The organism is Gimesia algae (assembly GCF_007746795.1).
In the GTDB taxonomy this organism is placed as follows: domain Bacteria; phylum Planctomycetota; class Planctomycetia; order Planctomycetales; family Planctomycetaceae; genus Gimesia; species Gimesia algae.
Genome location: NZ_CP036343.1, coordinates 4,349,959 through 4,365,771, shown reverse-complemented (window position 1 = coordinate 4,365,771; position 15,813 = coordinate 4,349,959). Strand labels below are relative to the sequence as shown.

Annotated in this window: 10 protein-coding genes; 7 read left to right on the top strand and 3 right to left on the bottom strand. The window is 48.8% G+C overall.

The window, feature by feature from the left end; genetic code table 11:
• Positions 1-21: 21 nt before the first annotated feature.
• The 3 genes from Pan161_RS16165 (at position 22) to Pan161_RS16155 (ending at position 4,817) form a co-directional block, all read left to right on the top strand.
• Positions 22-2,199, top strand: a complete 2,178-nt coding sequence (locus Pan161_RS16165) for a GDSL-type esterase/lipase family protein (RefSeq protein ID WP_145228629.1) — start codon at positions 22-24, stop codon at positions 2,197-2,199.
• Between the two features lie 43 nt (positions 2,200-2,242).
• Complete coding sequence (locus tag Pan161_RS16160) at positions 2,243-3,133, top strand: acetamidase/formamidase family protein (protein ID WP_145228628.1); 891 nt, start codon at positions 2,243-2,245, stop codon at positions 3,131-3,133.
• 70 nt (positions 3,134-3,203) lie between these two features.
• Positions 3,204-4,817 carry a carboxypeptidase-like regulatory domain-containing protein gene (locus Pan161_RS16155; RefSeq protein ID WP_145228627.1) on the top strand — a complete coding sequence of 538 codons (1,614 nt, stop codon included), beginning with the start codon at positions 3,204-3,206 and terminating at the stop codon, positions 4,815-4,817.
• Positions 4,818-4,830: 13 nt separating this feature from the next.
• Here the strand turns inward: Pan161_RS16155 and Pan161_RS16150 are convergent, their stop codons facing one another.
• Both Pan161_RS16150 and Pan161_RS16145 read right to left on the bottom strand, forming a co-directional pair.
• Positions 4,831-6,300, bottom strand: coding sequence for a DUF1501 domain-containing protein (locus Pan161_RS16150; protein WP_145228626.1), 1,470 nt, complete (start codon positions 6,298-6,300; stop codon positions 4,831-4,833).
• 42 nt (positions 6,301-6,342) lie between these two features.
• A complete protein-coding gene (locus tag Pan161_RS16145) occupies positions 6,343-9,861 on the bottom strand; it encodes a PSD1 and planctomycete cytochrome C domain-containing protein (RefSeq protein ID WP_145228625.1) in 3,519 nt (1,172 codons plus the stop codon).
• A 248-nt stretch (positions 9,862-10,109) separates the two neighbouring features.
• On the opposite strand from Pan161_RS16145, the gene Pan161_RS16140 reads away from it, so the two are divergent.
• From Pan161_RS16140 to Pan161_RS16125, 4 genes are all read left to right on the top strand, one after another.
• The gene (locus tag Pan161_RS16140; RefSeq protein WP_197995341.1) at positions 10,110-11,516 is read left to right on the top strand and encodes an SBBP repeat-containing protein; all 1,407 of its coding nucleotides are present in this window, start codon (positions 10,110-10,112) and stop codon (positions 11,514-11,516) included.
• A gap of 70 nt (positions 11,517-11,586) precedes the next feature.
• Positions 11,587-12,579 (top strand): hypothetical protein, encoded by a 993-nt coding sequence (locus tag Pan161_RS16135; protein WP_145228623.1) that lies wholly within the window; start codon positions 11,587-11,589, stop codon positions 12,577-12,579.
• Between the two features lie 479 nt (positions 12,580-13,058).
• Positions 13,059-14,003, top strand: a complete 945-nt coding sequence (locus Pan161_RS16130; protein WP_145228622.1) for a DUF1559 domain-containing protein — start codon at positions 13,059-13,061, stop codon at positions 14,001-14,003.
• Positions 14,004-14,102: 99 nt separating this feature from the next.
• Positions 14,103-14,543, top strand: a complete 441-nt coding sequence (locus Pan161_RS16125; protein WP_197995340.1) for a hypothetical protein — start codon at positions 14,103-14,105, stop codon at positions 14,541-14,543.
• A gap of 308 nt (positions 14,544-14,851) precedes the next feature.
• Here Pan161_RS16125 and Pan161_RS16120 read toward each other — a convergent pair whose 3' ends face one another.
• Positions 14,852-15,658: a class I SAM-dependent methyltransferase gene (locus tag Pan161_RS16120; RefSeq protein WP_145228621.1), complete on the bottom strand. Its 807-nt coding sequence runs from the start codon at positions 15,656-15,658 to the stop codon at positions 14,852-14,854.
• Between the last annotated feature and the right edge of the window lie 155 nt (positions 15,659-15,813).

Here is a 15,813-nt window from a genome sequence, read left to right as displayed (position 1 = left end):
AAGCCAGAACCTGGAGCCATTATGATTCGTCCAAATTGCCTGTTCCTGTTTTTATTACTTCTGTTTACAAATTTCAGTTTTGCGGACGAACCGAAACTGGACTGGGTACAGGTCACAGAAAAAGCGGGTTGGCAACCGCGTGATTCTCAGGGAGAACTGGTTTTTAAAGATCAGCTCTGGATTTTTGGTGGCTGGTTGAATTCGTATGAAGCACCGCCTCGTGATGTCTGGAATTCTGCTGACGGAAAAACCTGGAATCTGGTTACTAAAGAAGCTCCGTGGATTCACAGTGATCTGCCAATGACGGTCGTCTTCAAAGACAGAATGTGGCTGATGGGGGGCTGGTACAATGGCCGTCTGAAAGGACATTCAGCAGGAAATCAGGTCTGGTCTTCTGTCGATGGCAAGCAGTGGGATCAGGTAACTTCGCATGCGGAGTGGACGCCTCGCCTGGCTGCCGGACTGGTCGTTTTTAAGGATCGACTGTGGTTACTGGGGGGGACGGAAAACTATTATTTTGGTGATCAGAAGAGTCTTAAAAATGATGTCTGGAGTTCGGCGGATGGGAAAACCTGGAAGCGGGAAACTGCCGATGCTGGCTGGTCTCCCCGCGCGTATCATCAGGCGGCTGTTTTAAACGGTAAAATGTATGTGTTTGGTGGCGGAAATTATACTCCGGAATACCATGCGACGAACGATGTCTGGAGTTCAGAAGACGGGGTGCACTGGAAGCAGGAAACAGCTCAAGCGCCCTGGCATGAACGTCTCTGGTTTTCTACGGTTGTCTATCGTGATCGAATCTGGGTGATTGGAGGCTGGTCAAACAATCCCGCAGCCAATAAAAACGATGCCTGGTATTCTCAAGATGGCAAACACTGGCAGCAGTTAAAGTCGGATCATGTCTGGAAAGCACGCCACGAACATTCGGCGTTTGTATTTCAGGATAAAATCTGGCTGGCGGGAGGGCACGCACAGCCATTGAACAGCGAAGTCTGGACACTGGATGTGCCGCCCGACTGGTTCCAGAAAACTGAAAAATCTGTTGCGACACAGTCAGTGTTTCCCAAGACGGTTGCTAAACTCAAAACGGGAAAGCCAGCAAAAATTGTCTGTTTTGGTGACAGTGTCACAGGAGTGTACTATCACACGGGCAGTCGTCGTGCCTATACCGATATGCTGGGGATTGCATTAGAAAAAACATTTCCCGAAGCAAATCCCAAAATGATCAATGCAGGGATCAGTGGTCATACAACAGTCAATGCGTTAGCGCGGATCGAGCGGGGCGTCTTAAAACATCAGCCGGATCTGGTAACGGTCATGTTTGGTTTGAATGACATGACACGTGTTCCCCTGGATCAATACCGGGAAAATCTCAAGTCGATCGTGAAGCAATGTCGTGCTGCCGGAGCCGAAGTATTATTGTGTACGCCTAACTCTATCGTCTCCACGTCGGGACGCCCAGTTGACAAACTGGTGCAGTACTGCGATGTCGTTCGCGAGGTATGTGATGTCTTGCAGGTCCCACTGTGTGACAACTATCAGAAGTTGAACGCAGTGAGGGATCAGGGTGCATTAACCTGGCGATTAATGATGAGTGATGAAATTCATCCGAATATGGCAGGCCACAAAAAATTAGCGGAACTGATGGCGGAATCCATTTCCGGGGAAACGGTTTCGTTGGCCGATGTTGCTCCGTTAACACAGGCATTGCCCCGTACACAGTCACTCGTCAAAGCAAAAAAATCTGTCAAAGTGATCGCCATGCCTCCGCTGGACCATCTGATTCAAACTGCGTTTGAAAAAGTCGCCCCTGATGTGAAGCTGGAAGTAACGACCTGGCAGACGGCAGGCAAGTCACGTCGGCAGATTGAAACCGATGCCAAAGCACTCGTGCGTCCCAATAAACCGGATCTGGTGCTACTGGCCATTCCGCCGACTGCAAAAGCCAACAGTCAGGAAGAGTTGATTCACAGCCTGATGTGGACGATGAACTATTCTCTGAATTTTGGAGCAGGGGGCTGGGACTGTGTCGTATTTCATCCTGATGTTTTCGACGCCAGTCATTCCGATCCGGAAACTGATTCATTGACACGAAAACTGGTGCGGGGACAGGACCTGACTCTCGTTGAAAGAACAGACGGGAAAACCACCTCTCTGGAAGAAATTGTCATCAAATGGCTGCAATCCCAACTCGATTGAAGCATTTTTAAATATCTCTCGGGGCGTACACAGGAATTCTCAAATGCAACAGATCTCCCTGGGTTCATTGAACTATGAATTCAATCGCTTTCAGGAACCTTGTGTCAGAATCTCATCCGGCGAAACAATCCGGGTGGAATCAGAGGATGCGTTATCCGGTCAGATTCGCAAAGCGGACGATCTGCGTGATAAATCAACAGTCCCATTCAGTAATCCACTGACAGGTCCGATTTTCATCAAGCAGGCGGAACCGGGTGATACACTGTCGATCAAAATCGAAACGATTGAGTCCCGGGACGGGCAATGTGCGACTTATACCGGTAACCCGAAACAGCTTTGCCAGTGGTTGGGAACTGATGTTCCGAGTGGTGCTCATGTCTGTCCGATACGTGATGGTTTCGTCTACTGGAGTGATGAGATCAAAATTCCTTATCAGCCCATGCTGGGGTGCATCGGCACGACACCCGCTTATGGAATGCCCAGTACGATGCCCGCGGGACCGCATGGTGGCAATATGGATGTCCGGGAGGTGACTGAGGGGAATACTCTGTATCTGCCGGGATTTGTATCGGGAGCTCTGCTGTACCTGGGAGATGCGCACGCGGCGATGGGACAGGGAGAACTGTCTGCGACCGGTCTGGAGATGGCGGCGCAAACGACACTGACGATTGAATTGATCAAGCAGAAAATGATCTCCGGGCCCCGCATTGAATCATCGGATGAACTCATCACCGTCTCCAGTGGCACACCGATGGAGCGGGCGACAGCAGACGCATTTGCGCAACTGATCTTATGGATGGAAGCGGACTATGGCTGGAACCGCTGGCGCGCCTATGATCTGCTAACGCATGTCGCTGAGATTTCGATGGGCTACTATGAGGGCGGCGGGTTAGCGGTCAAAATCGCCAAAGAGTATGTGGCCCACCCTTCTTGACGACACGTGAAAATACTTCCGATTCGAAACAGGACACCTCTCACAACGCTTTATTTTGCAGGAACAAGGGATGTTAATTGGATATGTCAGCGACGAAGATTATCGCGCATTATATGATGTGGTTGTGGAGTTTCAATCTGAAGGGCAGTTCAGCAGTACTCGTTCAACAGCCTCCGGCGCGGTTATCGCAGATTTACCACCGGGCGACTACGAAGTCATTCTGCAGCATCGAGACTATTGTGCGAAACGGGTGCAACTCAATGTAGAACAGGGACGGGTTCATCATTTCCGGCTGCTCTCAAAAAAGCTGTTCGGGTTTGTCTGGCCTCGCTGTATTCAGAGTGGGGATGATTCTGAATTCCGGGTGCATTCTACATCGGAGTATCAACTCGAACTCTGGCGTTATGGCAAAGAAAAAGAGTACATTCGGCGGATCGGTACGTTTGATGACCATGCCCCCCTGGCGAATTTACAGATCACACCGGATGGCGATTACACTCAGAATGGCGTGGACTGGAATAATGTCGGTTATCGTACCGTCACACAAAGGCAATCTGTGACAGCGCCTGACAGGTCTGGCTTGTATATGTTTCATCTCAGCAATCAGTCCGGCCAGCAGTTTACATTTCCCTGGGTTGTGTCTCCCCGCACCCCACAGTCAAAAATCGCGATCCTCGCCAGTGATTTGACCTGGAACGCTTATAATAATTTTGGCGGACGCAGTAACTACTTGAATCCAGAAGGACTCCCCCCCACGCCTGTCGTCAACAGCCGACAGGAATTACGTCGGTATCTGAAACCTTCTTTTGGAGCATATTATGTTGAGGATTATCCTCCCTTATCACTCGAACGCCCTCAACCTTATCTGCACATTGATCTGGAAGAACAGCTCCGCGATCCTATTTACAGTAGGATGGGATGTGGTATGCTGCATTCTGAGTGGAGGCTGCTGGGATGGATGGAAGAGCAGGGACTGGAGTACGACTATTACAGCGAAACACAGTTTCATTTTGATCAGCTTCCATTGAATGAATATGAAGTATTGATTCTCAGCTCGCATCCGGAATACTGGTCTAAGCAGATGTACGAACGATTGAAATCCTGGGTATTTGAATCGGGAGGACGGTTGATTTATCTGGGAGGAAACGGTTTAAATTGTGAAGTGGAATTTCTGGATGAAGAACGGGTTGTCTATCACAACACCGACTGCACCAGCTGGTGTGGTGTCGCCATGGATCCCCCTATTCCAGAAAAGGAGTCAAAGTACGAAAGCCGCTATCATGCACGGCAGGAATCCGAAGCGAATTTGCTGGGGGTCGTCTTTTCCTTCGCCGGAATCATGACAGGGGCACCCTATCGCGTCGTGGATGAGCAGCACTGGTGTTTTGAGGGAACGAAGTTGAAAAATGATGATCTGTTTGGGACAGAGAGTCAGCACATGCGGATCCCTGGCGGTGCTTCAGGGCATGAGACCGACAAGATTTCGCCCAGTTCCCCAGCGAATGTGCAACTGTTGGCACAAGGCATCAATCCTGATGAGGGAGGCGCGGATATGGTGCACTATCAAACGCCATCTGGGGGAGAGGTCTTTTCGGTCGGATCGATCTGCTGGATCACTTCGATGCTGGTGGACAAGGATATTTCGAAAATCTCCCGTAATGTGATTGATCGATTTACCAGCTGAGTGGCGTGACAGCTCACGTGACAATATCCAGAATCGGCTGACCGTGATCAATTTCCAGACGCTTGCGACCAGGGATATCCAGCCGCTGCGGATCGAGTCCCAGCAAGTGGTACAAAGTTGCATGAATGTCAGTCACATAGTGGGGTGATTCTACTGCATGAAAGCCGAGCTCATCGGTGGCACCGTGTACGTAGCCCTGTTTGATACCTGCCCCGGCAAACCAGACGGTAAAGCCGTGCGGGTGATGATCACGTCCACTGGGCATTTTTGTGTTACCGCGCGCTTCCACAGCCGGTGTTCGTCCAAATTCGGTGCAGAAAACGACGACCGTGTCTTCCCACATGCCACGGCGTTTAAGGTCTTTCAAGAGTCCGGCAATCGGTTTATCAACACGTTTACAGGAACGCGTATGGTTTTCCTTGAGGTTCTGGTGGGAATCCCATTCTCCGTACCCGCTTAAATAAACCTGTGTAAAACGGACCCCCCGTTCCGCCAGGCGCCGGGCAGCCAATAAGCGACGTCCATAAACAGAGGTTTCTTTTTCATCGATGCCATACAGTTGTTGTGTCTCCTGCGTTTCCTCTGTCAGTTCCAGTGCTTCGGGAACTGAGTTCTGCATGCGGAATGCAAGTTCGTAGGAATTGATGCGGGCGCGTAGTTTTTCATCAGTCGGATATTCTACCGCAGCCAGATGATTGAGTTCATTAATGAACTGGTACTGGTTAGCCTGCTCCTGTTTCAGGATTGATTCCGGGCGCGTGCCAAAAGGAAGAGGGTTTTTCGGATCGAGTGAGAGTTCCACGCCCATATATTGGGGCCCGAGATAATCGGGATTGAAGTTTTCTTTCACGCGCGTATCGGTGTAGGAACCGAGAAAAACATATTCGGGCAGATTCTTGTTGAGACTGCCCAGTCCATAGGTAAGCCAGGAACCGACGACTGGCTCTTTCTGATCCAGTTTGTGCCGACCATGGTGGATCTGAAACTCAGCCGCGTGGTCGTTGTCGGTTGTGTACATGGAACGTACAAAAGAGATATCATCGACGCAGGTCGCCAGGTGCGGCCACCAGTCAGTGATCTCTATTCCAGAATCCCCCTGTTTGCGATATCCAACTTGCATGGGCATGATCTGGGAATGCTCACGTTTCACCTGTACGACCGAGCGGGCGCGTTTCTGATAGAGTGGGTCTTTGAAGGGGTCGGGGTAAATCGTGTCTGAAAAGGTTTTGCCGGCGTATTTATTTAACTCAGGTTTCGGGTCGAATGTTTCCATCTGGCTGTAACCACCTGAGAGGAAAACCCAGATTACCGATTTTGCTTTAGGAGTGAAGTGAGGTCCCGCAGTCGGAGCAGATTTATTTGCAGCCTGTGATTCCTGTCCGAGCAGACTGCTTAATGCCATACCCGTTGCACCAAAACCCAGATCGGACAGGAAAGAACGACGATGAATCTGTTTGCATTGCGGTGTGATGAAATGTTGCATGAAACTATTCCTGTTATCTGCTGTTTCTGATCGTTCTGGAAATTAGCGGATCGTGACAAAATCATTATGACTTAATAACGCGTGCACCAGGCTTTCTCGTGCACGAGCTGCAGGGGAGACTGCTGGTTGCGAATAATCACGTTTTGTATCAGTGGACTCAGATTTTGTCTTTTCAGGTGGATAGAGTGCTTGCTGGCGTGACAGAAATGTAACAGCTGTAGTCAGTTCCTTCTCACTGGCCGGGCGGGATAATACAAGTCTGAACGCGCTGTTGATGAATGTGTCCCGCTTTTGATCCGTAGACTGATCGGAAGCTGATTGAGACCAGAGTTGCTCGGCGATCATCCGACCCTTTTGCACGGCAAGCTTGCTGTTAGTTAACGCCAGTGCCTGTTGTGGCATCACGGTTGTAGTCCGTTGATAACAGTCTGTTGCACTGGCGCCGTCAAACAGTTCCAGAAATTCCATTTTAGCCTCGCCATGATGCGAATAATACAGGCTGCGGCGGTTGGTGATCAGTCCCTGATCCTGTTCGAGTTCCTGGCCATACATGGTCGGGTCAAGATCACCGGCAAGATAAAAGATGCTGTCTCGCACGACTTCTGCTTCCATGCGGTTGGTCGGAAATTTCCAGAGCAGAATATTATCCTGGTCATGGGTGAGATTCGAATGTTCTGCGGGTACGCCTTTCGAACTGCGTTGATAGGTTTCACTGGTGAGAATCACACGATGCAGGTGCTTGATGCTCCAGTTATGATCCATGAACTCCGTGGCCAGCCAGTTGATCAATTCAGGATGAGTTGGTTCTGCCCCGCTGCGACCAAAGTTATATACCGAATTGACCAGCGGCTTTCCAAAGTGTCTCATCCAGATGTGATTCACGGCAACCCGCGCGGTTAACGGATTAGCGCGACTGGTAATCCAACGGGCGAGTGCAGTTCGTTTTCCGGTACTCTCTTCGGGAAAGATCCGACTGAGAGCCGTGTACTTGGTTGAAGTTGATTCGACGGGTTTTTGTGCAGTCTTCAGTTGCGCTCGGCTCTGAGTGACCTGTGTTTGCGCGGCTGAAAGTTTCTTCGCACGTTCCTGGTCTGAATCAGGCAGTGTTTTAACCTGCAGTAATGCGAGATCGGCTGATTTCAGATTTGATTGCGCCCGGATCAGCTTTGCCTGCCATTCTGCCTGTGAGGCAACCTGTTCGAGGGATCCTGCATTCTTGGCTTTTTCGATGTATCGTGCGGTCGCGGCGCGGACGCGTGCGGAATACTCAGTTTTCTCGGCTTCAGCTGCCTGTAGTTTAAGTTGTAATTCGATCTGTGTTGCCTTGGTTATATCACGTTTCAGCTGATTTGCTTTGACCTGCTGTTGCCATTTATGATCTGCTTCTGTCAATGTGGATTTGAGGATGACCTGTGATGTGGCAGGGCCGGTACTGAATCGTGTGAGCTGCCAGTTGGCGATTCCGGGGAGATCTTCGCCTGACTGATAAGCCGGGAACTCAAAATCACAGTGAAGCAGTTCCTGCTTATTCTGGTTCAAAAATAAAATCTGATCAAATTCCGCAATACTCCCCTGATGGGCATCGAGGAAGAGTCCCCGATTCGCCTGAAGCGCCGGATTCCAGCCATTCAAAGCTATCGTTGTCTCTTTGAGAATTGGATCATTCGTCTCAGCTCCATGGATCGATAACTGGGCAAGGTCCTGATCCGGTTTGAGATGGAGGGTAATATTGAATTCAAGATCACTGGAATCATTTTTATAAGCACCGACAGTTGTAGGATTCGTTGTGCCCGGGACATAGGCAATGATTTTACCCGCTTCAAAGGCTACGTAGAGATTGGTTCTGCCGCCGGTTAAATCGTTGGACAATTGAAAATTGACATGGGCATCTTTCAGAATTCGGAGTTGAAAACGAATCTGAATTTCGGAATCAAAGGCTTTCCAGTCTGTGATTTCATAAGAGAGCGTCCGGCGTCCCTGTTCGGCATTGAGCTGCAGCGCCTGCTGGTTATTCACGGATGAAGATAGGCGAGTCGGATCATTTTCCGCGGTTGCAGTATTCTCTGGTCTGGCTGACAGTACATTTGCCAGCGCAGATTCGTGCTGTTTGATCTCCTGTTTCAGCTGTGTCTTCTGCTGTTCCCAGTTTTTGAGTGCGCTCTGATATGCAGTCTCTCGTTTCTGTGTCTCTTCTTGAATGACGAAAGGTTTCAAGCCGGGGTACCAGGCAGTGGGAGGGAGTTGGACCGGCTTGAAATCAAGCTTGTCTCCTCCCAGAAAGGCGATGGCAGATGCTTCTACTGGCGGCTTATCTTTGACTACATTCTGTTCCAGACCACCAGTGTAAAACTTCGCTTTCGCATCCAGGTGTCTGTCATAGATGCGAACCATACCAGTGCGAATCGGGCCATTGCGGACACTGAGTTTGTAATCTGGGAAAATTCCGGGATCAGCTTCACCCGGAACACGATCATGGCGGAGATCAACTGGTTCAAAAAAAGAACGAAAGGCAAAGTATTCATTTTGTGTGATTGGATCATACTTATGGTCATGGCACTCGCAGCAGTTCATCGTCAGGCCGAGAAATGCCTTGCCTGTATGTTCGACGTTGTCTTTCAACCAGGTGTGATAATTCCAGCGGTAGAAATTGCGTACAATAAAACCGGTGGCAACCAGATTCTCACGATCATTGGGAGCAATTTCATCCGCCGCCAGCATTTCGAGAATCATGCGGTCATAGCCTTTGTCCTCGTTGATTGACCGGATAATCCAGTCGCGCCAGCGCCAGGTCAGCGAATAACTGTTGGTCATGTCTTTGGCGCCGCGACGCCCGTACCAGTCACTGTAACGCCAGACATCCATCCAGTGGCGTCCCCAGCGTTCGCCATATTGTGGTCGAGCGAGCAGATCTTCAATTACCCGGTTCCAGGCATCTGGTCGCGCGTCACTGAGATAGGCATCCAACTCAGCGGGAGTCGGGGGAAGCCCAATCAAGTCAAGGTAGACTCTCCGCAATAGAGTTATCTTGTCCGCTTGTGGCTGCGGGATCACTTTCGACTGTTCAAGTCGCGAGGCGATAAAAGCATCAATCGGGTTTAGAGATTTCGTTTTGACTGCAGGGAGATCAGGACGAATGACGGGTTGAAAGGCCCAATGCTCTGCAGGATCGGCTTCCGGCTGGTCTCCGGTGGGATACTTGGCACCTTGCGCGATCCAGTTTTTAATCAATTGGACTTCGTCTGGTTTGAGTCGCCGTCCCAGTCCCTCGGGGGGCATCTGGAAATCTGCCTCCGGGGTGAGTACCTGATACAGCAGGCTTTCCTCTGGTTTTCCAGAGACGATGGCAGGACCAATTTCTCCACCTTTGAGAATCAACTTGCCGGCATCAAGTCTTAATGCGGATTCCTGTTTTAAACTGCCATGACAGGCAAAACAGTTTGATTTCAGGAGTGGTTTGATCTGTGTCTGGTAATCGATGACAACTGGGGCTGATTCCGCATTAAGAGGATTCTGGAAGATTGTCAGCAGGATCAGTGAGATAGCCGTCACTGAGTATCGCATATATCAACTCCCTGTTCTGTATCAACTCTAAATCAGCTGATTTCATATTAGAATTTACTTATGTATAGGGTAAGTTTTCTTTTCTGTTGTCACAAGGTGATTTATACTAGATTGTTAAATATGCTAAGAAAATAATTTTTCCAGTCTGTTTCTGTATCTGGAGGGACATTATTGTCATGATAAGTTTACCGTCGCTGTGTTTACCGTTGCTGTATTGTCTGGATGTACTGTTTCAAAGAAAGTCTGTTATGAAGTCGTTATCTTCCCGGTCTCACCTGCTTTTGCTTCTTTTTCTGCTGAGTATGACAGGGTCTGTCACCTTATCAAATCACGCGTTCGCTGGAGAAAAGCAGGGGGTATCTGTTAAGCGTGAAATCCTCTGGGTACAGCAGGCGGGGGGAAAGAAGCACGACAAGATTCGTGGTATGGCCGTCGACCAGGAGGGGAACTGTTATGTGACGGGTGAATTCACTGAGACTGCCCAGTTTGCTGATCAGACTGTAACCAGCCAGGGAAATATGGATTTCGTCCTCGCCAAATATGATCCTGCGGGCAAACTGCTCTGGGTTCAGACCGCGGGAGGGAAAGACATTGACCGGGGGTATGGAGTTGCCGTTGATCAGGCGGGGAACTCTTACGTCACAGGTCATTTTCAGAGTCCGACGTTTCAGATCGGTGACAAGACTCTGAAGAACCAGGGAGACTACGACTATTTCATCGCCAAGTATGATCCACAGGGAAAATTGCTCTGGGCCGAGAGCGCCGGAGGAAAGGGCTATGACTACGGACATGGGATCGCTGTGACACCTGAGGGAGACTGCTATGTGGCGGGATCCTTTGCCGGGGATGTCACGTTGGGCACATCGCAAACGGGAAACAAAAAAGGACGTTCGCTGTTTGTGGCCCGTTACGATGCGGACGGAATGTTGATCTGGAGTCAATTGGCTGGCAATGGTCGCAGTCAGAGTGGACATCAGATTGCCGTCGATACCAACGGAAACTGTTACGTTTGCGGTTATATTACAGGACTGCTGGAGTTCGACGGACAACAGGTGGGGACAGACACCACAGTGCAGGATATTTTTCTGGCCAAACTGTCGCCTGCGGGAAAACTGGTCTGGACTGCGAATTCAGGCGGACAGGCAAACGGCTTGAGTACAGGAGTTGCCGTCGATCATCAGGGCAACTGTTATCTGACGGGAATGTTTAAAAATAAAGCGACCTTTGGCAAAACGACTCTGACTAGTAAGGGCGGCCATGATATCTTCGTAGCACGGATTAATGCAGATGGTTCTCCCGCCTGGGCCTATACCGGGGGGGGAGAAAAAACTGACTACGGACTGGGGATTGCAGCAGATCAGGCAGGTAACTGTTATGTCACAGGAGAATTTTCCAACGACGTTCATTTCCTGGGAAAACATCATACTAAACTGGGAGGCCGAGATTTGTTTATCGCCCGTTTTGCTCCAGACGGAAAGCCTGACTGGCTGGAAATACTGGGCGGTGATAAGAGCGATTTGAGTTATGCCATCGCCGTTGATAAAAATCAAAACTGCTTTGTATCCGGGGCGTTCTCACCGACCACTCAATATCAGGGGCATGTGCTGAAGAGCCAGGGCAGTAACGACATTTTTCTAATCAAGTTGAGCCAGTAATATGTTATTTCGAGTTTTCATCGTAATCAGTACGCTATCCTTATTTTGTGCAGTGAGCGTTGCACAAACTGTGACTGAAGCACCTGAGGTCAAACCAGCCCAGCAGGCGGGGCATCCCCTGGCGACGACCCGTCGGGCGGCTATTAATGTTCTACCTTTTCATCGAACACTGGATGCCGCCAAGCTCAGTAAATGGCTGGAGATCAGTTCCCGCTGTACGATGGCAGAATTCGAGCTGTTTCTGTCTCCTTTGACTGTAGAAGAACAAAAACTACTGAAAGCAATTGAAAACAAACCGGCACCGATTGTAAATCGACTGTATCTGAAGAATCTGCGGGACGTTCTCAAACAAAAAGCGCTGGTCTCACTACGGGTGGAAGATGAAATTAAAAAAGATGACCTGTCGCATACGACTCCCGCGGTGGAGAATCTGCTGTATGGCGCATTCGATGCGGTTTTTGCGAGTGTTGGACCGCCGAATGGTTCTCCCCGCTATGGAGATGTGGTCATTCATCTGAAAGATACCGTACGGGAGCATGGTTGGGCCACTCCTTTCAGTGGCATGCATTTCGTGTATGCCATTCAGCATAAAGATGCTCGAAAAATGCAGGACCTGCTGGCAGCCGGCAAGTCACTACCAGACTCACCCTATAATCCGCTCTATCTGGGGTTTAATGACCGATTGCATTTTTCTCACTATGTTGTCACCGAAAGATACTGGAATCAGATGCTGGCCTACCAGGCGATTCTGGTTTATCGAAATCTGGATGACTCACCAGCCAGCGAGAAAGTAAGACAGCGGTTTACCGCGTTGCTGACAGAAGAAGATCCACAAAAGTTCTGGAATCTGTTCATACCACCCCGAGTGAAAAACGGAACCGCTGAGTCGGAAGCTGAGAATATTCCCTTTGGCTATCTGGAAGGGAAGTTTGATGATCAGATTTCGATCGATTTCTTCACATCCATTCAGGTTCCCGCCTCAAAACTGGCGGAAGTCAGGTCCTGGCCTGAAGCGCAGCCGTATTTGCATCTCATTCAGGCAAAGCCAGCGGATATCCCTTAAGCCAGTGGTTGTCTCAGTACTAAGGCTCTTCTTTCTGTGTGACAAGAAATCTCAGTCATTTCGTCTCCTCAAAATCTCACGTGAACAAGTAATTCTGATCGCATGATGGATTCAGCAACGACTTGTTCTTCAGCAGTCGCTGCCTCATTTTCATGCAGATTTACCTGTTGCATGCGCATTCGCAGAGTGGAGCCTGGAATCTGGTATGAGCAGCAATGCATCTGGCATGGCCGTTTCGCCTTAGATAAAAGGTTTTTTGAAAGCCCAAAATCTATCCGTTCAGGGAAGGATAAAAAATTTTCTGCATTGGTGCACGATTTGCCAATAAGGGTGTGGAGGAGGTTGTATTTTAACACTTCAAATTCCCAATGGAGTCATTTCTTTATTTATTCGACTCAGGCAGGGACGAATAGAAAAGCCGCTTTCTCTTCACTGTTTTTTCATATTATTTATCTACTATTAACTGGAGTATGGTCTTTATGCGTTATCGAGAAAAACAGAAACGAGGTTTTACACTCATTGAACTTTTGGTGGTGATCGCGATCATTGCGATCTTAATTGCTCTGTTATTACCAGCCGTTCAACAGGCGAGAGAGGCCGCCCGTCGTAGTTCCTGTAAGAATAATCTGAAGCAGATTGGACTCGCATTACACAATTATCATGATTCCCATCGGGTATTTCCTCCTGCTGCGATTGCACCAGGAAGTTGTTATTGCGAACGAGTGCTGGACTTGCCAGCCGGGACTTCCCCGTTATTGATGAATCATTCGTTTTACCAGTTATTGCTGCCGTACATGGACCTGGCAAATCTCTATAATCAATATGATTTCACGAAGTCCTCTTCAAATCATGTCGCACGCTCAGATGGAAGTTATTGTGGTTCCGTCGGCCCCACGTTTGCCGGTTCGGGACAACTGACAGTTGCCAAGAATAACTTTCCGGTCTTTCTGTGTCCCTCTGATCCTAATCCCACGAAATATGGTGATTACCAGAAATCCAGTTATGGGCATGTGGGATACACAACTGAGTACAGTCTGGTCGCATCATATGGCAATAATACCAGTTCTCTGAAGGGGACTTTGGGGTTCAATGGATCTGCAAGAATTGCTGACATCAAAGATGGAACCAGTAATACGATGATGATCATGGAAGCCTCGATGTTGCTGACAAGTGCTTCGTATGGTCCGTTCTGGAATTCCTACCGACATACGAATGTATTACTGCCTGTCTCCTATGGGATCAATAAAAACCATCCGGGCTACGATAAACCTTATGCCTGGGGAGTCGGTAGTCACCACGAAGGAGGCTGTCAAATGCTATTGGCCGACGGTGGAGTTCGTTTCCTGAGTGAAAACGTGGACCGCATCGCTGTCGTTCAGGCTTTAGTCTCCATCAAAGGTGGAGAAATCTTACCGGAGTTTTAAGCCCGTTAGCCGTTTTACAATCTGACTGTTTCCGTCGAACGCACCACGTCGAAGCTTTGGTGCGTTCGTCATTTAAATTCAGCGCCGAAAGTTCAATCCATGTTCTCGATTCAATTTCAGTTCCCTGTTGTTTATCGATTAATTTGCCTGCTGATGTTGTCATTAATACTGACGGGTTGTTCCGGAAAAAGTGACGATTTACCCGATCTGGCAGAAGTGACAGGGCAGGTCACTTTAGATGGAAAGCCTGTGCCGGATGCGATCATCGATTTTTATCCTCAGGGAGCCCAGCAAAAAAAACAGTCTCGCGCTTCCACTGCTGCCACTGATGAAGAAGGGAAGTACTCGCTGATGTACAACAATGACACGGCAGGCGCGATTCTCGGCGATCACATAGTTCGTATCAGCAAGACAGAAGGGGGCGCGGAAGTAGCCGGTCCTGAGATGTTGCCTGAAAAGTACAATGAGACTACGACCCTCAAAGCGACTGTGACTAAAGACGGTCCCAATACGATCAACTTTGAGTTGAAGAGTAAGTGAGCTACCTTTCAGAGCAGCCTTGAAATGGAACTGACCTGCTTAATACATGTTACCTCTTCCAACATCATCCTACCAGACTGATCTCGCCAACGTGGATAAATCGTCTGCTGACCTCGAGATTTTGCAGGACGGAAGCCAGATCTTTGCGGCATTCAGCATCGCATTCACATCACTCACCTTGCGGATGATCTGTTCGGTGCTGTGACGTTATCTTCGCTTGTTCATCAAAAGTTCTCCTTGTCAAAAAGACACTAAGAATCTTCATGACAACTGGGGCAGGTTTGAAAAACAAAGCAATAGTATTAAGCTTAATGCTCCTGTCTTTGACCAGCGACGACGAGATTCCAGCTTAAACTATGAAATGCTTTCTCAGGTAATCGTTCCACAATTTTATCAGTAAAACATGCGAGAATTGAAACGGGAGTAAACAGCCATTGCGGATGGAGAGGCACCTCAGCAAATGGAGTAGAGAACAGACCCTGTGGAACAATCTGCACTGAACTCAATTTTGCTCGTTCGCAGGCACTCCGAAGTGATTTCGCTGTCAATTCCTTCTGTTCTGATGAATAATGCGAATCAATCCGTTTACGAACCCGTCTAGCAAGAGATATAAGTGGATTACCTGGTTGTGGTTCATTAGCAATGAACCATCCTCCGGGATTAAGTAGTTGAACGGTACTCTCTAGCATCGAGTCAAGATCATCGAAATGGTGCAAAAGCCCGATAGCGAATATCAAATCAAACGATTTTCCCGGCTGGAAGTCTTTTATATTGGCTGCTACGAATTCGATCTCTGGACCTGAGTTATGGGCACGTGCGTAGTGAATTAGATTTTCTGAGTAATCTACGCCACAATAACTGCCAATGCGTCCTTCCAGGTATTTTGCCGCAAATCCTGCTCCACAACCCACTTCTAAGACATCAGCATGGGGAGGCATCTGGACTGATTTCAACGTCTGGAAAAGCCGATGCCTGCGAGCATGTTGAGTTGCAGGCAATAAATCTTTGCGGCAATACTTTTCCGCTATTTGGTCAAATAACGCACGATCGCGAGTTGCATGATCTGTGTTCGCGAACTGACTGTCCTCTGGTTGCGAGAATCTTTGTTCTTCCATTTTAGAACTCTTCGTTAGATGAAGATGAGAGCATAAGAGCAAAACTGTAAAATTACAAAAATCAACTACACAACATTTTCAGTAGAAGCTTCTTACCAAGGGGCATCTCAAAAATATCATCAAGATTTCCCGACATTACGGAATACGAATTTACC